This window comes from Streptomyces sp. BK340 (genome assembly GCF_007827595.1).
GTDB lineage: Bacteria > Actinomycetota > Actinomycetes > Streptomycetales > Streptomycetaceae > Streptomyces.
The window spans coordinates 18,538-41,155 of the sequence record NZ_VISR01000010.1; the positions used below are offsets into that span (position 1 = coordinate 18,538).

At 72.3% G+C, this 22,618-nt stretch carries 19 protein-coding genes; 14 read left to right on the plus strand and 5 right to left on the minus strand.

Annotated features, from left to right (window positions below; genetic code table 11):
* Nucleotides 1–96: 96 nt before the first annotated feature.
* From FB157_RS19350 to FB157_RS19360, 3 genes are read left to right on the plus strand one after another with little or no spacing between them, the layout of a single operon-like run.
* Complete coding sequence (locus FB157_RS19350) at nucleotides 97–1,224, plus strand: nitronate monooxygenase family protein (protein WP_145881399.1); 1,128 nt, start codon at nucleotides 97–99, stop codon at nucleotides 1,222–1,224.
* Nucleotides 1,221–2,771, plus strand: a complete 1,551-nt coding sequence (locus FB157_RS19355; protein ID WP_145881401.1) for an acyl-CoA synthetase — start codon at nucleotides 1,221–1,223, stop codon at nucleotides 2,769–2,771. The genes FB157_RS19350 and FB157_RS19355 overlap by 4 nt, the downstream gene beginning before the upstream one ends.
* A 42-nt stretch (nucleotides 2,772–2,813) precedes the next feature.
* On the plus strand, nucleotides 2,814–4,340 hold the full coding sequence (locus FB157_RS19360; RefSeq protein WP_145881403.1) for an acyl-CoA synthetase: 1,527 nt from the start codon (nucleotides 2,814–2,816) through the stop codon (nucleotides 4,338–4,340).
* An 8-nt stretch (nucleotides 4,341–4,348) separates the two neighbouring features.
* On the opposite strand, the gene FB157_RS19365 is transcribed toward FB157_RS19360, so the two are convergent.
* Nucleotides 4,349–5,299, minus strand: a complete 951-nt coding sequence (locus FB157_RS19365) for a hypothetical protein (RefSeq protein WP_261386374.1) — start codon at nucleotides 5,297–5,299, stop codon at nucleotides 4,349–4,351.
* A 90-nt stretch (nucleotides 5,300–5,389) separates the two neighbouring features.
* Nucleotides 5,390–5,953, minus strand: a complete 564-nt coding sequence (locus tag FB157_RS19370; protein WP_145881405.1) for an ABATE domain-containing protein — start codon at nucleotides 5,951–5,953, stop codon at nucleotides 5,390–5,392.
* A gap of 80 nt (nucleotides 5,954–6,033) precedes the next feature.
* On the opposite strand from FB157_RS19370, the gene FB157_RS19375 reads away from it, so the two are divergent.
* Nucleotides 6,034–7,275, plus strand: a complete 1,242-nt coding sequence (locus tag FB157_RS19375; RefSeq protein WP_261386375.1) for an MFS transporter — start codon at nucleotides 6,034–6,036, stop codon at nucleotides 7,273–7,275.
* Nucleotides 7,276–7,278: 3 nt separating this feature from the next.
* Here the strand turns inward: FB157_RS19375 and paaK are convergent, their stop codons facing one another.
* A complete protein-coding gene (paaK, locus tag FB157_RS19380) occupies nucleotides 7,279–8,574 on the minus strand; it encodes a phenylacetate--CoA ligase PaaK (protein ID WP_145881407.1) in 1,296 nt (431 codons plus the stop codon).
* Between the two features lie 143 nt (nucleotides 8,575–8,717).
* Here paaK and FB157_RS19385 point away from each other — a divergent pair, with 143 nt between their 5' ends.
* Complete coding sequence (locus FB157_RS19385) at nucleotides 8,718–8,912, plus strand: hypothetical protein (protein ID WP_145881408.1); 195 nt, start codon at nucleotides 8,718–8,720, stop codon at nucleotides 8,910–8,912.
* Between the two features lie 50 nt (nucleotides 8,913–8,962).
* A complete protein-coding gene (locus FB157_RS19390) occupies nucleotides 8,963–9,835 on the plus strand; it encodes an alpha/beta fold hydrolase (RefSeq protein WP_186581574.1) in 873 nt (290 codons plus the stop codon).
* Here the strand turns inward: FB157_RS19390 and FB157_RS19395 are convergent.
* On the minus strand, nucleotides 9,804–11,552 hold the full coding sequence (locus tag FB157_RS19395) for a sulfatase (RefSeq protein ID WP_261386376.1): 1,749 nt from the start codon (nucleotides 11,550–11,552) through the stop codon (nucleotides 9,804–9,806). The genes FB157_RS19390 and FB157_RS19395 overlap by 32 nt on opposite strands.
* A 182-nt stretch (nucleotides 11,553–11,734) precedes the next feature.
* Nucleotides 11,735–13,348 carry an acyl-CoA synthetase gene (locus FB157_RS19400; protein ID WP_145881412.1) on the minus strand — a complete coding sequence of 538 codons (1,614 nt, stop codon included), beginning with the start codon at nucleotides 13,346–13,348 and terminating at the stop codon, nucleotides 11,735–11,737.
* A 187-nt stretch (nucleotides 13,349–13,535) separates the two neighbouring features.
* Here FB157_RS19400 and FB157_RS19405 point away from each other — a divergent pair, with 187 nt between their 5' ends.
* The 8 genes from FB157_RS19405 (at nucleotide 13,536) to FB157_RS19440 (ending at nucleotide 22,617) form a co-directional block, all read left to right on the plus strand.
* Nucleotides 13,536–14,336, plus strand: coding sequence for a crotonase/enoyl-CoA hydratase family protein (locus tag FB157_RS19405; RefSeq protein ID WP_145881414.1), 801 nt, complete (start codon nucleotides 13,536–13,538; stop codon nucleotides 14,334–14,336).
* Nucleotides 14,337–14,489: 153 nt separating this feature from the next.
* On the plus strand, nucleotides 14,490–15,431 hold the full coding sequence (locus tag FB157_RS19410) for a Zn-ribbon domain-containing OB-fold protein (RefSeq protein ID WP_145881416.1): 942 nt from the start codon (nucleotides 14,490–14,492) through the stop codon (nucleotides 15,429–15,431).
* Nucleotides 15,428–16,477 (plus strand): thiolase domain-containing protein, encoded by a 1,050-nt coding sequence (locus FB157_RS19415; RefSeq protein WP_145881418.1) that lies wholly within the window; start codon nucleotides 15,428–15,430, stop codon nucleotides 16,475–16,477. The genes FB157_RS19410 and FB157_RS19415 overlap by 4 nt, the downstream gene beginning before the upstream one ends.
* Nucleotides 16,474–17,640 carry a thiolase domain-containing protein gene (locus FB157_RS19420; protein ID WP_145881420.1) on the plus strand — a complete coding sequence of 389 codons (1,167 nt, stop codon included), beginning with the start codon at nucleotides 16,474–16,476 and terminating at the stop codon, nucleotides 17,638–17,640. The genes FB157_RS19415 and FB157_RS19420 overlap by 4 nt, the downstream gene beginning before the upstream one ends.
* Before the next feature lie 82 nt (nucleotides 17,641–17,722).
* Complete coding sequence (locus FB157_RS19425; protein ID WP_145881422.1) at nucleotides 17,723–17,965, plus strand: DUF397 domain-containing protein; 243 nt, start codon at nucleotides 17,723–17,725, stop codon at nucleotides 17,963–17,965.
* A gap of 139 nt (nucleotides 17,966–18,104) precedes the next feature.
* Nucleotides 18,105–19,025, plus strand: coding sequence for a universal stress protein (locus tag FB157_RS19430; RefSeq protein ID WP_145881424.1), 921 nt, complete (start codon nucleotides 18,105–18,107; stop codon nucleotides 19,023–19,025).
* Between the two features lie 157 nt (nucleotides 19,026–19,182).
* Nucleotides 19,183–22,065: an ATP-binding protein gene (locus FB157_RS19435; RefSeq protein ID WP_398946931.1), complete on the plus strand. Its 2,883-nt coding sequence runs from the start codon at nucleotides 19,183–19,185 to the stop codon at nucleotides 22,063–22,065.
* A gap of 54 nt (nucleotides 22,066–22,119) precedes the next feature.
* Complete coding sequence (locus FB157_RS19440; protein ID WP_145881428.1) at nucleotides 22,120–22,617, plus strand: hypothetical protein; 498 nt, start codon at nucleotides 22,120–22,122, stop codon at nucleotides 22,615–22,617.
* Nucleotide 22,618: the final 1 nt, after the last annotated feature.

Genomic DNA, 22,618 nt, shown 5'->3' on the forward strand with positions numbered 1-22,618 from the left:
GTGAACATGAGTCCGACGGAGCAAAATCTGCCGCGTAACTGACGGCGCATCAGAAAACCTCTTCCGTCGTCCGGGGGACTGCGGCATCCTGCGCCCATGCAGACGGAGCTGAGCAGGAAACTCGGAGTCGAGCACGCCGTCTTCGGCTTCACGCCGTTCCCCGCCGTCGCCGCGGCCATCAGCCGGGCCGGTGGCTTCGGTGTGCTCGGCGCGGTCCGCTACACCGCCCCCGACGACCTCAAACGGGACCTGGACTGGATCGAGGCGCACGTCGACGGCAGACCGTACGGGCTGGACGTCGTGATGCCCGCGAAGAAGGTGGAGGGCCCGGACAATCGCACACTGACCGAGGCGGACATCGAGGCGATGATCCCCGAGGGGCACCGGCAGTTCGTACGCGACACCCTCGCCAAGCACGGAGTGCCCGAACTGGCCGAGGGCGAGGCGTCCGGGTGGCGCATCACCGGATGGATGGAGCAGGTCGCCCGCAGCCAGCTCGACGTGGCCTTCGACTACCCGATCCGGCTGCTCGCCAACGCCCTCGGCTCCCCGCCCGCCGACGTCGTCGCCCGCGCCCACGACCAGGACGTCCTGGTCGCCGCACTCGCGGGCAGCGCCCGGCACGCCCGCAAGCACCAGGAGGCGGGCATCGACATCGTCGTGGCCCAGGGCTACGAGGCCGGCGGCCACACCGGCGAGATCGCCTCCATGGTGCTCACCCCCGAGGTCGTCGAAGCGGTCGATCCGCTGCCCGTGCTGGCAGCGGGCGGCATCGGCAGCGGCCAGCAGGTGGCGGCCGCTCTGAGCCTCGGCGCCCAGGGTGTGTGGCTGGGCTCCATATGGCTGACCACCACAGAAGCGGACCTCCACTCGCCCGCCCTGACCCGCAAGCTCCTCGCCGCCGGGTCCGGCGACACCGTCCGCTCCCGTGCCCTGACCGGGAAGCCCGCCCGTCAGCTGCGCACGGAGTGGACCGACGCCTGGGACGACCCGGCCGGGCCCGGCACGCTGCCCATGCCGTTGCAGGGCCTGCTGGTCGCGGAGGCGGTCTCCCGCATCCAGAAGTACGAGGTCGATCCGCTGCTCGGCACGCCCGTGGGCCAGATCGTCGGCCGGATGACCGGCGAACGCAGCGTCCAGGCCGTCTTCGACGACCTCACCCGAGGCTTCGAGCAGGCCGTCGACCGCATCAACCGCATCGCCGGAAGGAGCGGCCAGTCGTGAGCACACCCCCCACCGGCTTCTGGGCCCAGGCGGCCCAGAACCCCGACCGCACGGTCCTGATCGCCCCCGACGGTGAGCAGTGGACCTCCGGACGCCTGCACGCCGCCGCCAACCGGCTCGTCCACGGGCTGCGCGCGGCGGGCCTCGAACGCGGCGACGCCTTCGCCGTCGTCCTGCCCAACGGCGTCGAGTTCTTCACCGCCTACCTGGCCGCGAGCCAGGCCGGCTTCTACCTCGTCCCGGTCAACCACCACCTGGTCGGCCCCGAGATCGCCTGGATCGTGGCCGACTCCGGCGCCAAGGTGCTCGTCGCCCACGAGCGCTTCGCCGCACCGGCCCGCCACGCCGCCGACGAGGCCGGCCTGCCGGCCACCCACCGCTACGCGGTCGGTGCGGTCGAGGGCTTCCGGCCGTACGCCGAACTCCTCGACGGACAGCCCGGGTCCGCGCCGGGCGACCGCACGCTCGGCTGGGTCATGAATTACACCTCGGGTACGACCGGACGCCCCCGCGGCATCCGCCGCCCGCTGCCCGGCAAGGCCCCCGAGGAGGCCTACCTCGGCGGCTTCCTCGGCATCTTCGGCATCAGGCCCTTCGAGGACAACGTCCATCTCGTCTGCTCGCCGCTCTACCACACGGCCGTCCTCCAGTTCGCGGGCGCGTCCCTGCACATCGGCCACCGCCTGGTGCTCATGGACAAGTGGACCCCGCAGGAGATGCTCCGCCTCATCGACGCCCACAGGTGCACGCACACCCATATGGTCCCCACCCAGTTCCACCGCCTCCTGGCCCTCCCGGACGAGGTGAAGGGCCGGTACGACGTCTCGTCCATGCGGCACGCCATCCACGGCGCCGCCCCCTGCCCGGACCATGTGAAGCGGGCCATGATCGACTGGTGGGGGCACTGCGTGGAGGAGTACTACGCGGCCAGCGAGGGCGGCGGAGCCTTCGCCACCGCCGGGGACTGGCTGAAGAAGCCCGGAACGGTCGGCAGGGCCTGGCCCATCAGTGAACTCGCCGTCTTCGACGACGCAGGCAACCGGCTCCCGCCCGGCCGACTGGGCACCGTCTACATGAAGATGAGCACCGGCGGATTCTCGTACCACAAGGACGAGGACAAGACCCGCAAGAACCGCATCGGCGACTTCTTCACCGTCGGCGACCTCGGCTACCTGGACGAGGACGGCTATCTCTTCCTCCGCGACCGCAAGATCGACATGATCATCTCCGGCGGGGTCAACATCTACCCGGCCGAGATCGAGTCCGCGCTGCTCGCCCACCCCGCCGTCGCCGACGCCGCGGCCTTCGGCATTCCGCACGACGACTGGGGCGAGGAGGTCAAGGCCGTCGTGGAACCGGCCCCCGGACACGAGCCGGGCCCGGCCCTCGCCGCGGCCCTCCTCGACCACTGCGCCGAGCGGCTCGCCGGCTACAAGCGGCCCAGGAGCGTCGACTTCATCACGGAGATGCCCCGCGACCCCAACGGCAAGCTGTACAAGCGACGTCTGCGGGATCCGTACTGGGAGGGCCGCACCCGGCTGGTGTGAGGTTCTTGACCTGCGCCTGTGGTGGACAGAGGATCGGCTGTCATGACGCAGGGACACGGCAGCACGGTCGACGGGGTGCTGCGGCGCAGCGCCCGGCGCACCCCCGCACGGGTGGCGCTGGAGTACGGCGAACGCAGGTGGACGTACGAGGAACTCGACGCCGCCGTCTCCCGTGCGGCGGGCCTCCTCCGCGCCGAGGGGCTCGCCCCCGGCGACCGGGTGGGCGCCTACGGCCACAACTCCGACGCCTACCTGATCGCCTTCCTGGCCTGCGCCCGCGCGGGCCTGGTCCACGTGCCGGTCAACCAGAACCTGACCGGCGCCGACCTGGCGTACATCGTCGGCCAGTCGGGCAGCGCGCTGGTGCTCGCCGATCCGGACATCGCCGGCGAAGTTCCCGACGGCGTGCGGGTGTTGCCGCTGCGGAACTCGGACGACTCCTTCCTCGCCCGGCTGGCCGAGGCGCCCCCGTACGACGGGCCCGAACCACGCACCGAGGACCTGGTGCAGCTGCTGTACACCTCCGGCACCACCGCCCTGCCCAAGGGGGCGATGATGACCCACCGGGCGCTGGTCCACGAGTACCTGAGCGCGATCACCGCCCTGGACCTGAGCGCCGGCGACCGGCCCGTGCACGCGCTGCCGCTCTACCACTCGGCGCAGATGCACGTGTTCCTGCTGCCCTACCTCGCGGTCGGCGCGACCAGCATCATCCTGGACGCGCCCGACGGCGACCGGCTCTTCGACCTGATCGAGGCGGGCCGCGTGGACAGCCTGTTCGCGCCGCCCACCGTCTGGATCGGCCTCGCCAACCGGCCCGACTTCACCACCCGGGTCCTGGGCGGTCTGCGCAAGGCCTACTACGGCGCGTCGATCATGCCCGTGCCGGTGCTCCGGCGACTCCGCGAACACCTGCCCGGGCTGGCCTTCTTCAACTGTTTCGGGCAGAGCGAGATCGGTCCCCTGGCCACGGTGCTCGGGCCCGACGAGCACGAGGGCCGGCTGGACTCCTGCGGCCGCACCGTGCTGTTCGTGGACGCACGTGTCGTGGACGACGAGGGCGAGGACGTCCCCGACGGCACCCCGGGTGAAATCGTCTACCGCTCACCGCAGTTGTGCGAGGGCTACTGGGACAGGCCCGAGGAGACCGCAGAGGCCTTCCGGGACGGCTGGTTCCACTCCGGCGACCTCGCGGTGCGCGACCCGGACGGCTACTTCACCATCGTGGACCGGGTGAAGGACGTCATCAACTCCGGTGGCGTGCTGGTGGCTTCACGCCAGGTCGAGGACGCCCTCTACACCCACGAATGCGTCGCCGAGACCGCCGTGATCGGCCTGCCCGACGAGCGGTGGATCGAGGCCGTCACGGCGGTCGTCGTTCCACGCGGCGAGGTGACGGAGAAGCAGCTCATCGCACACGTGCGGGAGAAGCTCCCGTCCTTCAAGGCGCCCAAGCGGGTCCTGTTCGTGGACCGGCTGCCGCGCAACGCCAGCGGGAAGATCCTGAAGCGGGAGCTGCGGGACCGGTTCAGCGGCCAGGACGACAGCGCGTCGACCAGTGGCCGCTGACGCCGTGCTCAGGGGCCGTCGGGCACGAGGTTGTTCGTGCTGAGGAGGTTGCCGCCGACCGGAACGCCGATAGACCTGCGCAGTTCGCCGATGCCCGGATCACGGACGGACACGGTCAGGGTGTAGGCCGGCTGCCCGGTCATGGTGTTCGAGGAGTCGATCGGCGGCTGGAGCCCCTTCCACAGCGCGTCGCCGTCGTAGCCGGGGCACAGGGCTCGCAGGGGCAGCGTGATCTCGGCGCTGCCGCCGCCGGTCAGGTCGATGTGTGTCTTGTCCTCGCGGCCGGTCTTCCCGGGGGAGTTCCAGGTGACGGGGAGGCCGTGGGCGCCGGCGACCAGTCCGTCCGGGCCCTCGATCTCCACCGCGGCTCCCTCCCCGCCCAGGGTCCGGGACACCTCGAGGGATCCCTTCGGGCCCTCAGCGAAGAGCAGCCCGATGTGGAAACTGTCGGTGTCGCTGCCGGACTGCGCATAGCCGTAGGAACCGAGTGTCAGCTGCGGGCCGGGCCGCCGGGTGGCCTCAGGGGCGGGTGAGGAGGCGGCTGAGGGGAGCGGGAAGTGGTGGAACCCCTTGGCTCCGCACCGATCGCCGTCGGAGGTCCCGCCGCCCGGCAGTGCGACGGCCTTGGCCGGGCCGGACGCGGGCGGTCCGTCCCACGACAACAGGCCCTGCTGGTAGGCGCCCACGAGCACCACGGCCGCCACGGCCGTCCACGGGACCACCGCACCCGCCCTGTCGCGGAACGAACTCCGCCTCGGGCCGCGGCCCTTGCGCTCCGTCTTGAGTACGTTGCGGAACCGCCGGTCCACCATCCTGGCCCGGGCCGACGGCTCCTTCGGCGCGGAGGTGCCATCGCCTTCGGCGGCGTCCCGCAGGAACGCCGCCCACTGCTCGTCGGATATGGAGGAGTGGTCCTCCGGTCCCCCGTCGGATCCTTCGGGGGGCTGGATGTTGCTCACGGGGCGAACCCTTCACTGGCGTGGGGCCGGGCCCCGGACGTTTCCGCCATGATGCCGTACCTGTCGGGCTGAACGCTCCGGGCGGCAGCGCTAGGCCGTGGCCCTGCGGCGGAGCGCCTCCTTCTTCGCGCGGTTTCCGCAGGTGTCCATGGAGCACCAACGGCGGGTGCCGGGGCGTGAGGTGTCCAGGAAGAGGGCGCCGCAGGTGGGGCCGGAGCAGTCGCGTACCCGGTCGAGGGCCGGGGAGGTGATCAGGTCCAGGGCGTCGCGGGCCACGAGGGCGAGGGTGGCGCGGACGGGGTCGTCGGCCTGCCACTCCAGCCGGCCCGAAGGGCCGAGGCTGGGCACGGGAACGGCGTGTGCTGCGGCCCGGTTGACCCGCTCGCGGGCCCGGGCGTCGGGGGCTCGGCCCGCCCGGGCGGCGCCGATCAGGTGGTGGATCGCCTCGCGCAGTTCCTGCGCCGTGCGCACCAGGACGGCATCGGCGTCGCCGGTCCCGGCGGGACAGGGGGCGCACTGCCGTATCCATGCGGCCAAGGACTCGGCGTCGGGCAGTTCCTCCGCGGCGTCGGCCGTGCCCCGGCGGCGCAGGGTCCGTACGAAGTCCAGACAGGGGCGGCCGGCGCCCTGGCGGAAGCGGGGAGTCGTAGGCACGTCGGTCAGACTACTGGAGAACCGGTTTAACTGGTACCTTCGGCGAACCACTTAAAACGGTTCCTCTGTGAGGTGTCTGCGTGTCCGCGTCCCCCGCACCGCCGAACCCGCCCCGCTGGGTGATCCTCGTCCTGGCCCTCGCCTGTGGCGTGGGCGTCTCCACCATCTACTTCCCTCAGGCCATCGGCTCCCTGGTCGCCGCCGACCTCGACGTCCCCGCCGGCTCGGCGGCCCTCGTCGTCACCGCGGCCCAGTTCGGCTACGCGGGCGGCATCTTCCTGCTGGTGCCGCTGGGTGACCGGCTGCCGCACCGCCGTCTGCTCGTCACCCTGCTCACCCTGACCGCGCTCGGACTTCTGGCTGCCGGGACCGCCTCCACCCTCCCGGTGCTCGTCGTCGCGAGCGCGGCCACCGGCGTCACCACCGTCGTGCCGCAGATCATCCTCCCCATGGCCGCCGGACTCGTCCCCGCCGAGCGGCGCGGAGCCGTCACCGGCACGGTGGGCAGCGGCCTGATCGGCGGCATCCTGCTGGCCCGCACCTTCGGCGGCACCCTGGGGTCATGGCTGGGCTGGCGAGCCCCCTATCTGGTGGCCGCGGTGGTCGTCCTCGCCCTGGCGGCGGTCCTCTCCCGGGTGGTCCCCGTCACCGAGCCGCCCTCCCGTCAGACCTACCCCGAGCTGATAGCCGCCCCCCTGCGCCTGTTGCGAGAGGAACCCGGCCTGCGCCGTTCCTGCCTCTACCAGACCGCCGTCTTCGCCGGCTTCAGCGCCGCCTGGACCGCGCTCACGCTGCTCGTGACCGGACCGGTGTACGGCATGGGCGCCCGGACGGTCGGCGTGCTGGGGCTGGTCGGCGCCGCCAGCATGTTCGCTACGCCGCAGGCCGGCCGGGCGGTCGACCGCAGGGGACCGGACGCGGTCAGCCTCTGGTGTCTGCTCGGGGTCGCCGGATCGGCGGGCGTGCTGGCGCTGGGCGGATGGGGCGGCGTGGCCGGGCTCGTAGCGCTGGCGGGCGGCATGCTGCTGCTCGACGTGGCGGTGCAGTGCGGCCAAGTCGCCAACCAGGCACGGAACTTCGCGCTCCGCCCGGCGGCGCGGGCGCGGATCAACACCGCGTACATGACGTGCGCGTTCATCGGGGGCAGCGTGGGGTCCTGGCTCGGGCTGCGGGCCTACGACCGGTTCGGCTGGCCCGGAGTGACCGGCCTCGTGGCGCTGACGGCCGTGATCGCCCTCGCCCGGCACCTGACCCGCGGCCGGACGACGCCCGAGGCGGCCGAAGCCCCCGTGGACGCCGTGCCGGCCGGGCCGGTGCCGTGACCGCTAGCGCGGCCGCAGATCCATGATCCGGCGGATCTTGCCCACGGACCGCTCCAGCGACTCCGCCTCCACGATCTCCACGTCCACGGAGACACCGACGCCGTCCTTCACGGCCGCTGCGATGGACAGGGCCGCCGCCTCCCGCGCCTCGGGGGTGGCGCCCGGGCGGGCCTCGGCGCGTACGGTGAGCGCGTCGAGGCGGCCCTCGCGGGTGAGGCGCAGCTGGAAGTGCGGGGCCACGCCGGGGGTGCGCAGCACGATCTCCTCGATCTGGGTCGGGAAAAGGTTGACCCCGCGCAGGATCACCATGTCGTCGCTGCGCCCGGTGATCTTCTCCATCCGCCGGAACGCCCGGGCCGTGCCGGGCAGCAGCCGGGTCAGGTCACGGGTCCGGTACCGGACGATCGGCATGGCCTCCTTGGTGAGCGAGGTGAACACCAGCTCGCCCTGCTCGCCGTCCGGCAGCACCTCGCCCGTGATCGGGTCGACGATCTCCGGATAGAAGTGGTCCTCCCACACGTGGAGACCGTCCTTGGTCTCCACGCACTCCTGGGCGACCCCCGGACCGATCACCTCGGACAACCCGTAGATGTCGACGGCGTCGATCGCGAACCGCTCCTCGATCTCCCGCCGCATCTGCTCGGTCCAGGGCTCGGCGCCGAAGACGCCCACCCGCAGCGAGGTGCTCCGCGGGTCCACGCCCTGCCGCTCGAACTCGTCCAGCAGCGTGAGCATGTACGACGGGGTGACCATGATGATGCCGGGTTCGAGGTCCCGGATCAGCCGGACCTGGCGCGCCGTCATGCCACCGGACGCCGGGATGACCGTACAGCCCAGCCGCTCGGCACCGTAGTGGGCGCCCAGCCCCCCGGTGAACAGTCCATAGCCGTAGGCCACATGCACGGTGTCGCCGGGGCGCCCGCCCGCGGCCCGGAGGGAACGCGCCACCATGTCGGCCCACATGGAGAGGTCGTTCTCCGTGTAGCCGACCACCGTGGGCAGCCCGGTGGTGCCGCTGGAGGCGTGGAGGCGGCGGATGCGTTCGCGGGGCACGGCGAACATGCCGTACGGGTAGTGCTCCCGGAGGTCGCCCTTGGTGGTGAAGGGGAAGTGCGCCAGGTCGGCCAGCGAGCGGCAGTCCTCCGGGCGGATGCCGGCCTTGTCGAAGGACTCCCGGTAGAAGGGCACGTTGTCGTAGGCGTGCCGCAGTGAGGCACGCAGCCGCTCCAGCTGGAGCGCCCGCAGCTCCTCGGGCCCGAGCTTCTCGCCCGCATCCAGCAGGTCCGCCGCATCCGCCATCGGGCCTTCTCCCTCGTCAGCCGCACATTCCGGACGACCGATCATTCGGTTGCCCCTCCGGGCCAGTAAATTCAGCCCACCGGCCTCCGGGCAAGAGGCCGACCCGGAATTTTCCCGACGGGGCGCCCCGGAAGGATGGGCGCGTGGAGATACGAGGCGAACCAGCCGGATGCGCATCGGGGGACCCTGACACCGACTACTGCCTGTCGGTGTTGCGGACCAGCGCCGCTCATCCTCGGGCCGCCGACCTGCTCTTCCACCCGCCTGCCCACCTGGTGGACGCCCCGCCGCAGCGGATCGTGGCGGAGCTGCCGGCCTATCGGCCCATCGCGCTGTGAGCGGGCAATGACGTTGCGGCCCGGCGGTCCGGGCCGGGATGATCACCGGCATGCCGATCTTCAGCGCAGCCGACGGAACCCAGCTCGCCTACCACCTCAGGGGTGAGGGCGAGACGCTCGCCGTGCTGCCCGGCGGGCCCATGCGTGCCTCCGGCTATCTCGGGGACCTGGGCGGGCTCGCCGCGCACCGGCGGCTGGCGCTGCTCGATCTGCGGGGCACCGGGGACTCCGGGGTGCCGGGCGACCCGGCGACGTACCGCTGTGATCGGCTGGTGGACGACGTGGAGGCATGGCGGGCCCACATGGGGCTGGAGCACATGGATCTGCTGGCCCACTCGGCGGCCGGTAGTCTCGCGCTGCTCTACGCGGCCCGCTATCCCCACCGGATACGGCGGCTCGCGCTGATCACCCCGAATCCCTCGGCCCTCGGCATGCGGGCAACGCCCGAGGACCGGCTGGCCGCGGCCCGGCTGCGGGCCGGTGAGCCGTGGTTCGCGGAGGCGTTTGCCGCGTTCGAGGCGTGGCTGACACGGGAGGGCGACTTCGACGAGGTCTTCATGCCGTTCTTCTACGGCCGCTGGGACGACGCCGCCCGCACGCATGACGCCGCCGCGGACGAGCAGACCAACGACGAGGCGGGCGAACGGTATTTCGGCGAGGGAGCCTTCACCCCGGACGCCACCCGGGCCGCGCTCGCCGCTCTGACCGCCCCGGTTCTGGTGTACGCGGGCGGACTCGACGGCGGGCCCCGCCCGGACCTCGCCCGCCGCACCGCCGAGGTCTTCCCGAACGCGGAGCTCACCGTCCAGCCCGGCGCCGGCCACTACCCGTGGCTGGACGACCCGGAGCACTTCGTCCGCCGTACCCTCGCCTTCCTGGACGGGGACCCGGTCAGCCCTGCTGCGGGCCGTACGCCCGCATGAAGCGGTCGCGGAACTTGTTCATCGGCCAGATCGGGGCGTCCGCCGCCGGCTTCAGGCCCTTTGTCCAGCCCCAGCCGGAGACACGGTCCAGCACCTTCGGGTCGTGGGCGACGATCGTGACCGGCACGTCCCTGCGGGGGCTGCCCGCGGTGACCGTCGGCACCGGCTGGTGGTCGCCGAGGAAGACCAGCACCGTGTTCTTGTCGCCGTAGCGCTGCACGAACTCGACGAGGCTGTGCAGCGAGTACTCGATGGCGTTCCGGTACTCGGTGCGCACGCTCTCGGGGTTCTTCCAGACCTCCTTCGGGTCCTTGCCCTCCTTCTTGATGCGGTGGAAGACCGAGCCGTCGCCGAGGTCCTTCCAGTCGATCATGTGGGCGACGGGCGCCCAGGGGTTGTGGCTGGAGGCGAGGATGATCTCCGCCATCAGCGGCCCCCGGTCCTTCCTGCCGAACTCCAGCCGGTTGAAGGCCTCCAGGCTGAACTGGTCCGGCACGGGCGTCCAGCTGAAGTAGGGGCCGTGGTAGCCGAGGTGCGTGGAGTCGTAGATGTGGTCCAGGCCGAAGAACCTGCCCTCCGGCCAGGCGTACCGCACACCCGGCACCACGCCGACCGTGCGCCAGGCACCGGTTGCCCGGAAGTACTTGGTGAGGGTCATCCGGTCGCTGGAGGTGACCGTCCGGTACCGCTGCTGGTTCTTGACCCACAGCCCGGACAGGAAGGTCGTGTGGCACAGCCAGCTGCCCGCGCCCGTCACCGGGGACCGGAGCCAGCCGCTGCGGGCCTCGAATCCCGCCGCCGTCAGGGAGGCCGTGCCCTCCTGCAGGACGGTACCGATCCGCGGCGCCATCGCCGGGTCCTCGATCGCCGTACGGCCGTAGCTCTCGATGAAGGTGAACAGGACGTCCTTGCCGCGCAGGCCGGTCAGCAACTGGTCGCGCGGTGTACCCGCGAACGCGTCGACGGCGGCCTCCTCACGGAAGACCCGGGCATCCGCGAGGCCCGCGCGTACCTGCTCGACCCGGTTGCCCACGATGACAGCGTTGATCTTGGAGGCGACCGGCACGTCGCCGATCTGCAGGCTGAGCGTGACACAGGTGATCCACGCGGTGCCCAGCACCAGGGTGCTGCGGGTTGCCACTTGGCGGTGCCGGGCCATCACACCGGTCAGCCGGACCGTGGCGAGCGTGGTGAGGAGAAGAACCGCGACGGCGAGGAGCAGGGCACCGGTGACGGCGAGCACCTGGCCGGTCCGGCCGAGCGACTCCCGCAGGAAGTCGGCCGCGTCGCCCAGCAGGCCCCAGTCCATCACCAGGTTGAACGGCCGCACCAGCACCGAGTAGAAACCCATGTCGACGCACTTGAGGATGGTCAGCAGACCGAGCAGCAGGCCCGTGACCACCGCCGTGACGCGTCGGCCCCGGTGCGGCAGCACCAGGAGCAGACCGGCCAGCAGGACCCCCTCCGCGGGGATGCGCAGGAACGCGATGAAGGTCAGCCCGTCGAGCCGGTTCGGCAACAGCAGTGCGCCCAGTACGAGCACGGCGGCGAGGACCGTCTTCCCCGCACTCACGGTCCGCGCGACCCGTGGGTGGCGCAGGCGCCGGCCGAACCGGCCGGGGCGGACGCCCGCCGCCGAGTCCCGCCGGGTGTCCTCCCCGCTCCCCTCGTCATCGGTGTCCGACCCCGGTCCGGGATCCGGCAGTTGGCGAGGCATGAGGTGCGACACCCGAAGGTCCTTCCGTGCGTGGCCCGGTCCCGGCTGCGACGGGCGGAACCAGGAGGCCGACGCCGTCGTCACCCGTACGGCCGAGCGTCACCGTCCGTTCGGCAATGGCGCACACAGTACGCGCCCCCGGCCGCACGGCAACGGCCGGACACCCCGCCCCGGGACCTGCCCTAGCGGTCCGCGGCCACCGCCACCTCGCGCGCCCACCGGTAGTCCGCCTTGCCGCTCGGCGACCGCTGGATGGAGTCCGCGATCACCAGCTGGCGCGGGATCTTGTAGCCGGCCAGCCGGGTGCGGCAGTGGTCCTGGATGTCGGTCAGCGAGGGGTGCCGGGCTCCCTCTCGCAGCTGCACCACGGCCGCCACATGGTTGCCCCAGGTGGCGTCCGGCACTCCGGCGACCAGTGCGTCGTACACGTCCGGATGGGCCTTGAGGGCCTGCTCGACCTCCTCCGGGTACACCTTCTCGCCCCCGGTGTTGATGCACTGTGAGCCCCGGCCGAGGACGGTGACCACGCCCTCCTCGTCCACCGTCGCCATGTCGCCGAGCAGTACCCAGCGTGTCCCGTCCTTCTCGAAGAACGTCTCGGCGGTCTTGCGCGGGTCGTTGTAGTAGCCGAGCGGCACATGGCCGCACTGTGCGACCCGCCCGATCTCGCCGACGGCCACCGGCTCGTGCGTCGCCGGGTCCACCACCTGCGTACGGGAGTTGACCCTGATGCGGAAACCCCGCTCGGGTCCCGAGTCCTCCGTCGCCGTGCCGTTGAAGCCGGACTCGGAGGAGCCGAAGTTGTTCAGCAGCAGGGCGTTCGGGACCAGTTCCCGGAACTGCCGGCGCACGGTCTCCGACATGATCGCGCCCGACGAGGACACGCTGAACAGTGCCGAGCAGTCCGTGCCCTTCAGCGCCCCGCCCAGCGCGTCGATCAGCGGCCGGAGCATCGCGTCCCCGACCAGCGACATGCTGGTGACCTTCTCCCTCTCGACGGTCCGGAGCACCTCCTCCGGCACGAACTTGCGGTGCAGGACGACCCGTTGGCCGAAGTTGAAGCCGATGAACGCGGTGAGCGTCGACGTGCCGTGCATCAGTGGGGGGGTGGGGAAGAAGGTGATCCCGTACCCGCCGGCGGCAACCCGCTCGGCCAGCTCCTCCGGGCTCTTCACCGGCTCACCCGTGGGCGCCCCGCCGCCCAGACCCGCGAAGAACAGGTCCTCCTGGCGCCACATCACACCCTTGGGCATGCCGGTCGTACCGCCGGTGTAGATGATGAACTGGTCGTCGCCCGACCTGGCGGGAAAACCCCGCCCGGGCGAACCGGAGGCCTCCGCCACGGCGAACGGGACGGCGCCGGGCACCGGCGAGGACGGATCGCCCACCCGCAGCACGTGCCGCAGCTTCGGCGCCCGTGGCAGCGCCGCCGCCACCCGGTCGCCGAACTCCCCGTCGAAGACCAGCGCGACCAGATCCGCGTCCCGGTAGAGGTAGACCAGCTCCTCCTCGACATAGCGGTAGTTGACGTTGACCGGGACGACCCGGGCCTTCATGCAGGCCAGGACCGTCTGCAGGTACTCGACGCCGTTGTAGAGGTGGAGGCCCAGATGCTCCCCGGGGCGTATCCCGCTGTCGATCAGGTGGTGGGCGATGCGGTTGGCGGCCGCGTCCAGTTCCGCGTAGGTCAGGCGGCGTTCCGCGCCGGTGCCGGGATGGTCGAGGTACACGAGGGCCTCGCGGTCCGGTACCACGTCGACGACCGACTCGAACAGATCGGCAAGGTTGTACTCCACCGCTCCTCCTGACCTCCGACGGCCTGGCGATCCACCGGTTCGCCGGTCATCAGAGCAAAGGGCGCGGCAACTGTGAAGGGCCCGCGCCAAGAAATCTGACTGCCTGTCAGAAAACCTGCGGAGTTCCCTTGAAGTGCCTCCCCGCCTACTGCAACCTGTTCTCGTTCCAACCGAGGGGAGATGGGCAATGGGTGGGACGGAACACCTCACCGTGCAGCGCGAAGGCGCCACACTGGTGCTCACGCTCAACAGGCCCGAAGCGAAGAACGCACTCTCGCTTCCCATGCTCGTCGGCCTGTACGACGGCTGGGCCGAGGCCGACGAGGACGACACGATCCGCTCGATCGTGCTCACCGGGGCCGGGGGCGCCTTCTGCGCCGGCATGGACCTCAAGGCGCTGGCCGGGGACGGCATGGCGGGGCAGCACTACCGCGACCGGCTCAAGGCCGATCCCGACCTGCACTGGAAGGCCATGCTGCGCCACCACCGCCCCCGCAAACCGGTGATCGCCGCCGTCGAGGGGTACTGCGTGGCCGGCGGCACCGAGATCCTCCAGGGCACCGACATCCGGGTCGCGGGCGAGTCCGCGACCTTCGGCCTGTTCGAGGTCCGGCGCGGACTGTTCCCGATCGGCGGCTCGACCGTCCGGCTGCAGCGCCAGATCCCGCGCACCCACGCCCTGGAGATGCTGCTCACCGGACGGCCGTACAGCGCTCAGGAGGCGGCCGCCGTCGGGCTCGTCGGACATGTCGTCCCCGAAGGCACCGCACTCGCCGCGGCGCTGGAGATCGCCGAGCAGGTCAACGCCTGCGGACCGCTCGCCGTGGAGGCCGTCAAAGCCTGCGTGTACGAGACCGCCGAGATGACCGAGACCGACGGACTCGCCGCCGAACTCGCCCGTGGCTGGCCGGTCTTCGACACCGCCGACGCCAAGGAGGGTGCCCGCGCCTTCGCGGAGAAGCGGCCCCCCGTCTACAAGCGCGCGTAGCGGCCCCGCCGGGCGAGCGGCCGAGGAGCGCCGTTCGCGGGACCGCGGGCCGCCCCTGCCGGTCGCGCCCCGCGGCGCAGCGCACACCGCCACAGCCCCACCGGCCGCGCAGCCCCGGCCCAGCACGCCGACTTCCGAAGGAGGCAGCCCCCGATGCCCGAAGTCCTCAAAGCCCCGCTCGTCGTCGAGTTTCCCTTCACCCGCTCTCTCGGCCCCGTCCAGAGCGCCTTCCTCACCGGACTGCGCGAACGCGTCGTCCTCGGGGTGAAGACCGCCGACAGGCGCACGCTCGTCCCACCCGTCGAGTACGACCCCGTCACCGCCGAGGAAATCCGCGACCTGGTGGAGGTCGCCGCCACAGGCACGGTCACCACCTGGGCCTGGAACCACGAGCCCCGGCGGGGCCAGCCCCTCGACACGCCCTTCGCCTGGGTCCTGGTCCGGCTCGACGGCGCCGACACCGCCCTGCTGCACGCCCTGGACGCCCCCGGACCCGACGCCGTGCACACCGGCATGCGGGTGCGGATCCGCTGGGCCGGGGAACGCGCCGGCGCCATCACCGACATCGCCTGCTTCGAACCGTACGACGGCGAACCGGGCCGACCGGGCGGCCACACCGGCGAGTTCGAGAACCCGCTCACCGGGATCGTCGCCCACGCCCGCCTCGACTACACCTACTCGCCCGGCCGCGCCCAGACCGACTACATCAACGCCCTCTCCGAACAACGGTCCGTCGGCGAGCGCTGCCCCTCCTGCCGCAAGGTGTACATCCCGCCGAGGGGTGCGTGCCCCACATGTGGTGTCGCCACATCGGAACATGTCGAAGTGGGCCCCCGCGGCACGGTCACCACCTACTGCATCGTGAACATCAAGGCGAAGAACCTCGACATCGAGGTGCCGTACGTCTACGCGCACATCGCCCTCGACGGCGCCGACCTGGCCCTGCACGCCCGTATCGGCGGGATCCCGTACGACGAGGTGCGCATGGGCATGCGGGTCGAGCCGGTCTGGACACCGGGAGCGCGCTACCCCGACCACTACCGCCCGACCGGCGAACCCGACGCCGACTACGACACCTACAAGGAGCTGCTGTGACAAGGGAGATCGCGGTCGTCGCCTTCGCCCAGACCGACCACCGGCGCTCCACCGAGGAGTCCTCCGAGGTCGAGATGCTCATGCCGGTGCTGCACCAGGTGCTGGCCCGGACCGGGCTCAGGACCGCCGACATCGGCTTCACCTGCTCCGGCTCCAGCGACTACCTCGCCGGCCGGGCCTTCTCCTTCACCCTCGCCCTCGACGGTGTCGGCGCCTGGCCGCCCATCTCCGAGTCGCACGTCGAGATGGACGGCGCGTGGGCGCTGTACGAGGCATGGACCAAGCTGATGACGGGCGATGCCGACACCGCCCTGGTGTACTCCTACGGCAAGTCCTCTCCCGGATCCGTACGAGATGTCCTGACCCGCCAGTTGGACCCGTACTACGTGGCCCCCCTCTGGCCGGACTCGGTCGCGCTGGCCGCCCTCCAGGCGCAGGCCCTCATCGACGCGGGGGACACGGACGAGCCCGCCCTCGCCGCGATCGGGGCGCGGAGCCGAACGTCCGCCACCGCCAACTCCCATGCACAGCTGGCCGGTTCGGTCCCGCAAGGCGACTACCTCGTACGCCCGCTGCGCACCGGCGACTGCCCGCCCGTCGGCGACGGCGCCGCCGCCGTGATCCTCGCGGCGGGGGAGCGGGCCCGCGAGCTGTGCGAACGGCCCGCCTGGATCCGGGGCATCGACCACCGCATCGAGGCGCACTCCCTGGGCGTGCGCGACCTCACCGACTCGCCCTCCGCGCGACTGGCCGCAGACAAGGCCGGTGCCTTCGAACGGCCCGTCGACACGGCCGAGTTGCACGCCCCGTTCACCGCACAGGAGGTCGTGCTGCGCAAGGCGCTCCGGCTGGACGAGAGCGTCCGCGTCAATCCCTCCGGGGGCGCGCTCGCCGCCAACCCGGTCATGGCCGCCGGACTCATCCGCATCGGCGAGGCCGCCGCCCGCATCCACCGCGGCGAGTCCGACCGCGCCCTCGCCCACGCCACCTCCGGCCCCTGCCTGCAGCAGAACCTGGTCGCCGTACTCGAAGGGGATCCACGATGAGCAAGGAGCCCGTGGCCGTCGTAGGAGTCGGTCAGACCAAGCACGTGGCCGCCCGCCGGGACGTCTCGATCGCCGGACTCGTCCGCGAGGCGGCCGGACGGGCCCTCCAGGACGCCGAGTTGACCTGGTCCGACATCGACGCCGTCGTCATCGGCAAGGCGCCCGACTTCTTCGAGGGCGTCATGATGCCCGAGCTCTACCTCGCCGACGCCCTCGGCGCGGTCGGCAAACCCATGCTGCGGGTGCACACCGCCGGCTCGGTCGGCGGATCCACCGCCCTCGTGGCGGCCAACCTGGTGGCGGCCCGCGTCCACGGCACCGTGCTCACGCTCGCCTTCGAAAAACAGTCCGAGTCCAACGCCATGTGGGGCCTGTCCCTGCCCATCCCCTTCCAGCAGCCCCTGCTCGCCGGGGCGGGCGGCTTCTTCGCCCCGCACGTACGCGCCTACATGCGGCGCACCGGCGCCCCCGACTCCGTCGGCTCCCTCGTCGCCTACAAGGACCGGCGCAATGCCCTGAAGAACCCCTACGCCCACCTCCACGAGCACGACATCACCCTGGAGAAGGTCCAGGCCTCGCCCATGCTGTGGGACCCGATCCGCTACTCGGAGACCTGCCCGTCCTCCGACGGCGCCTGCGCCATGGTCCTCACCGACCGCGCCGGGGCCGCCCGTGCCCCCCGGCCGGCCGCCTGGATGCTCGGCGGCGCCATGCGCAGCGAGCCGACCCTGTTCGCGGGCAAGGACTTCGTCTCCCCGCAGGCAGGCAAGGACTGCGCCGCCGACGTCTACCGGCAGGCAGGCATCGCCGACCCACGCCGGGACATCGACGCCGTCGAGATGTACGTGCCGTTCTCCTGGTACGAGCCCATGTGGCTGGAGAACCTGGGCTTCGCCGAGGAGGGCGGCGGCTGGAAGCTCACCGAGTCCGGGGTGACCGAGCTGGACGGGGACCTGCCCGTCAACATGTCGGGCGGGGTGCTCTCCACCAACCCCATCGGCGCCTCCGGCATGATCCGCTTCGCCGAGGCCGCCCTCCAGGTGCGCGGCCAGGCCGGGGAACACCAGGTGGACCGGGCCCGGAAGGTGCTCGGCCACGCCTACGGCGGCGGTTCGCAGTTCTTCTCCATGTGGCTCGTCGGATCCGAGCCCCCCGACTCCTGAAAGGTCCTCCCGACACGGCCTGTCCGCCGTGGGAAGCGGTCGCTAGGCTGACCGCGGACGACGAACCGGGAGGAGTACGGACGTGGCCGAGAGCACCATCCAGCAGCAGCCGCTCATGGGCTGGGACAAGCCGGAGCTGGACCTCAGCAGGGCCGAGTGGCAGTCCAGCAGCCGAGGGCTGGGCGATGTCCAGATCGCCTTTGTGGAGGGCTTCATCGCCATGCGCAACGGCGAGCGCCCGGAAAGCCCTTCCCTGATCTTCACCCCCGCCGAGTGGGGTGCCTTCGTCTCCGGGGCCCGGGAAGGCGAGTTCGACCTCACCTGAGTGCCCTCGTGCCGCGAGCCGAACCGGGGGTGTTCGGCGCGGATATCTGGACACGCGATCGACAGCGCCCGGTCGGGGCCGATGCCTGAGCGAGGCTGGCCCCGACAAGGGGAAGGTCGCGTTCCGGAGGTGAGGGAAGATGAGCAGTGCGCCGGTCATCGCCGCGGTGGACGGTTCCGAGGACAGCCGGCGGGCGCTGGAGTGGGCCGTGGACGCCGCCCACCGTCGCGCGGCGCCACTGCGGGTGGTGCACGTACGGCAGTACGCCGCCTGGGGACAGGCCGACGTTCTGGTCGCCGGCCCACCCGACACCGAGGGCGACCCGGTGCTCGACGAGGTCCGCGCACTGCTGCGGGACCGCGCCGACGCGAAGACCGTGGAGTACGTCGCGCTGGAGGGGGTGCCGGGCGCGGTACTTCCCGAACTCGGCCTGGACGCACAGCTGTTGGTCCTCGGCTCACGGGGCCGTGGCGGCTTCGCCAGCCTGCTGCTCGGCTCCAACAGCCTGGCCGCCGCACGCGACGCCGAGTGCCCGGTGGTCGTCGTACCCCGGCCCGACCGCGAGGTTCACGGGGAGGGCCCGACCGAACCCGGGCCCCGGGTGGTCGTGGGCCTGCACGTCGACAGCCCCGACGGCGACGCCCTCGGCCTCGCCTTCGCGGAGGCCGCCCTGCGCGAGGCCCGCGTCGAGGTGATCGCCGCCTACCCGTGGCCGGTGCAGACCTGGTCCGCGCCCGGCCAGATGGTGCCGCCCCCGATCGACCGGAGCGCCGTCGAGAACGAGACCCGGACCCTCGCCGAGGGCTTCCTCGCCCCGCACCAGGAACGCCACCCGGACGTCCGCACCGACGTCGCGGCCCTGCCCGGCGACGCCGCAGGCCTCCTCGTCGCCGCCTCGAAGGGCGCCGAACTGGTGGTCGTCGGCCGCCACCGGCGACGCCTGCTGGCACCCGCCCGCATGATGGGCTCGGTCACCCAGGCGGTCCTGCTCCACGCGGCGAGCCCGATCGCGGTGGTACCGCCGGAGCCGACGGGGGAGGCCCGCGAATCCGTCCGGTGACCCGCACGGCGCCGGCCGGGCGGGTGGCCCACAACCCTGCCCGGACCGGCCCGAACGGGCCGCGCGAGGCGTACGCTGTGGTGCCTGACGGTCACGGTGTGCGCCCGCTCCCCGCGCGGGTCCGGCGCCGGGGCGGGGGTGTGGGATGGGACAACGGATGGCGCGCAGCCGTAAGGGTCTCTTCGAGCGGGAGAGTGAACTCGCCGCTGTGGACGAGGCGTTGGGTGAGCTCACCGGTCTGCGCGAGGACGGCGCGGAGGCCGCGCGGCGGCCGCGCGGCGCCCTGCTCGCGTTCGCCGGCCGGGCCGGCATCGGCAAGACCACTCTGCTCGCCGAGGTCCGACGCCGGGCCACCGACCTCGGCTGCACCGTGCTCTCCGCCCGCGGCGGCGACCAGGAACAGCGCGTCGCCTTCCACGTGGCCCGCCAGCTGCTCCAGCCGCAGCTCGCCGGAGTGCCGGAGAGCGAACTGAGGTCCTCGCTGGGCAGTTGGTACGACATCGTCGGACCCGCCCTCGGCCTGTGCGCACCCACCGAGGGCGCCCCGCCCGACCAGCAGGGCCTGCGCGACGGCCTGGACTGGGTCCTCACCCACCTCGCCGTGCGCAGCGCCCCGATGGTCCTCGTCCTCGACGACGCCCACTGGGCCGACCCCGAATCCCTGCGCTGGCTGGCCGCGTTCGCGCCCCGCGCCGAGGAACTCCCGCTGCTGGTCGTCGTCGCCTACCGGCCCGACGAACTCCCCGACCACGCCGAGTCGTTCCGCGGCCTCCCGGGCCGCGCGGGCGGACGCCCCCTCGACCTGGAGCCGCTCAGCGCGGCCGCCGTCGCCCGCCTGGTCCGGGAGACCCTCGGCTCGCACGCCGACGACGCGTTCTGCCGCGAGTGCTGGGTCGTCACCGCCGGCAACCCCTTCGAGACCGTCGAGCTGACCGCCAAGGTGCACGATCGCGGACTCATCCCCACCGAGACCGGGGCCCATCTGCTGCGCGACCTCGCCGCGGCCGTCAAGGGCACCGGACTGATCACCCGGCTCGAACGCCTCGGGACCTCCGCGGTCCGGTTCGCCTGGGCCTGCGCCGTGCTCGGCACCGAGATCCATCCCCGGCTCGGCGCCGCCGTCGCCGGACTCGGGCACGAGGAGGCCGCCGACGCCGCCGACGCGCTGCGCGGCGCGCGCATTCTGACGGGTGTCGAGACGCTCGAATTCGTGCACCCGCTCATCGCCACCGCCGTCTACCGCGCCATACCGTCCGGCGTGCGCGTCGCCCTGCACGGACAGGCCGCCTGGTGTGTGATCAACGACGGGCAGGGCCCCTCCGCCGCCGCCCGCCACCTCATGGAGACCCACCCCGAGGGCGACATCTGGGTCGTGCAGCAACTGCGCGCCGCGGCCGGCGAGACCCTCCGGGCCGGGGCCCCCGAAGCCGCCTGCAGCTACCTGGCCCGCGCCCTGAGCGAGCCTCCGCCGCCCAGGGACCGGGCCGCCGTCCTGTACGAACTGGGCTCCGCCTCCCTGCTCACCGAACCCGCCACCACCGTCAACCACCTGCGCGCCGCCCTCGAAGAGCCCATCGCCGACCCCGAGCTGCGGCAGAACATCGTCTACCGCCTCTCCCAGGTCCTCGCCCACAGCGACCGCCTCGCCGAGGCCTCCGACACCCTGGCCCGCGAGATCCGCCTGACCGAGGACGCGCGGGTCAGGCTGCGCATGGTCTCCGAGCAGTTCATGTGGGACGCCTTCCGCGCCGACGAACCCGACCATCCCTCCCGCTCCCGCCGCATGGCCAGGCTGGCAAGCAGCCTCAAGGGCCGCGACCTCACCGAGCGTTACATCATCGGGCTGCGCACCTGGGACGCCGTCCAACGCGGCGAACCCGCCCACGTCGCCCTCCACCACGCCGAGCGCGCCCTGGCCGGCGGTCTCAACTGGGCCGAGTCCGACCGCGGCTTCGAGGTGCCGGTCCTGGTCGCGCTCGCCTTCATGTACGCGGACCGGCCGGGCCGCACCGAGGAACTGTTCGCCGCCGGGATCGCCGACTTCGAGCGCCAGGGCTGGCGCGGCGCCCACCTCTCCTTCGCCTACACCCTCCTCGCCTACGTCCGCTACCGGCGCGGGCGGCTCGCCGAGGCGGAGGACTTCGTCCGCGCGGGCCTCAGGCTCGCCGAACGCGTCGGCCCCGGCACGCCCGCCCACTGGTACGCCGTAGGCATCCTGATCGAGGTCCTGCTGGCCCGGGGCCGCGTCGCGGAGGCGGCACAGACCGCCGACGACTTCTGCTTCGGTGAGCCCTTCCCGGCCGCCGTCGTCTTCCCCGACGCCCAGACGGTGCACGGCGAACTGCTCCTGGCCCGCGGTCTCAACAAGGACGCGGCGGCCGCGCTCTCCGCCGCCGGGCGCCGCCTCGACCCGCGGGGCATCCGCAACCCCGCCTGGTGCCCCTGGCAGCTCCACCTCGCCCGCGCCGAGAGCCACTACGCCCCCGAACGAGCCCTGGCCACAGCCCTCGAAGCGGTGGAGCGCGCCCGCCAGTTCGGCGCCCCCTCCACGATCGGACAGGCCCTGCGGACGGTGGCGGAGGTGTCCTCGGGCTCGGCGCGCGTCAAATACCTGGAGGAGTCCGTCGCCCATCTGGAGCGCTCCCCGGCCGCCTACGAGCTCGCCTGCGCGCTGGTCGCCCTGGGCACCGAACTGCGCCACGCCGGCCGCCCGGGGGAAGCCGCCGAGCACCTCTACCGGGGCCTCGACACGGCCGTCCAGTGCGGTGCCGACGGCCTCATGGACACGGCCCGGGCCGAACTCGCCGCCGCCGGCCTGCGCCCCCGCCGCCTCCACAGCACCGAGACCGACACCCTCACCAGCCGCGAGCGCGTCGCCGCCACCCTCACGGTCCACGACCGCACCGAGGCGGAGATCGCCACGGAGCTCCACATCGACGAGCAGAGCGTCGTACGCCTCCTCTCGGCGGTGTACCGGAAGCTGGGAACCGACCGGTCGGGGCTGGGAGCGGCGCTGGGCGAGGGGACGGCGCCGGGCTAGAGACCGGAGGTGCCCACACGTCGCCGAGTGTGCTCGGGCACGTACCATGGCCGCATGTCGTTCCTCCGCCGCCGCAGCGCCACTCCCGCCGGGCCCGACTTCGACGTTCTGGCCATGGACCCGGGCGACTGGCCGGGCAACCTCGGCGCGGGCCTGCTGCCCGCCCCCGACGGCTCCTGCCAGGGCGTCTTTCTGCGCTACGACCTGTTCGGCGGACGCGGCCCCGCCATGATCATCGGCAACCTCCCCGAGGGCTCCCCGGCCCGGGAGGTCGCCGAGGGCGAGATCCCGTTCGAGGTGGGCCAGCTGCTGCTGGCACTGGAGAACGACGAGGAGGTCACCGTCGTCGGCATCGAGGACACCCCGGTCCTCCAGGGTGACAACCTGCTGATCGTACGGCGGCTGAAGCTCTCCGAGAGCCGGATCTCGTGCGTCCAGTTCGACCGCAGCGACGGCGTCCTCGTGACCATCGCCGCCTGGGACCGCCCGATCACCGACGACCTGTACGCCCTGCTGAAGCCGCTCCCGGCGGAGCTGTTCCAGCAGGGCTGAC

Coding starts and splice junctions, on each gene's coding strand:
- FB157_RS19390 (WP_186581574.1), top strand. CDS start 8,963: ATGCCGATCTTCAGCGCAGCCGACGGAACCCAGCTCGCCTACCACCTC.
- FB157_RS19360 (WP_145881403.1), top strand. CDS start 2,814: ATGACGCAGGGACACGGCAGCACGGTCGACGGGGTGCTGCGGCGCAGC.
- FB157_RS19410 (WP_145881416.1), top strand. CDS start 14,490: ATGCCCGAAGTCCTCAAAGCCCCGCTCGTCGTCGAGTTTCCCTTCACC.
- FB157_RS19350 (WP_145881399.1), top strand. CDS start 97: ATGCAGACGGAGCTGAGCAGGAAACTCGGAGTCGAGCACGCCGTCTTC.
- FB157_RS19430 (WP_145881424.1), top strand. CDS start 18,105: ATGAGCAGTGCGCCGGTCATCGCCGCGGTGGACGGTTCCGAGGACAGC.
- FB157_RS19435 (WP_398946931.1), top strand. CDS start 19,183: ATGGCGCGCAGCCGTAAGGGTCTCTTCGAGCGGGAGAGTGAACTCGCC.
- FB157_RS19405 (WP_145881414.1), top strand. CDS start 13,536: ATGGGTGGGACGGAACACCTCACCGTGCAGCGCGAAGGCGCCACACTG.
- FB157_RS19440 (WP_145881428.1), top strand. CDS start 22,120: ATGTCGTTCCTCCGCCGCCGCAGCGCCACTCCCGCCGGGCCCGACTTC.
- FB157_RS19420 (WP_145881420.1), top strand. CDS start 16,474: ATGAGCAAGGAGCCCGTGGCCGTCGTAGGAGTCGGTCAGACCAAGCAC.
- paaK (WP_145881407.1), bottom strand. CDS start 8,574: ATGGCGGATGCGGCGGACCTGCTGGATGCGGGCGAGAAGCTCGGGCCC.
- FB157_RS19395 (WP_261386376.1), bottom strand. CDS start 11,552: ATGCCTCGCCAACTGCCGGATCCCGGACCGGGGTCGGACACCGATGAC.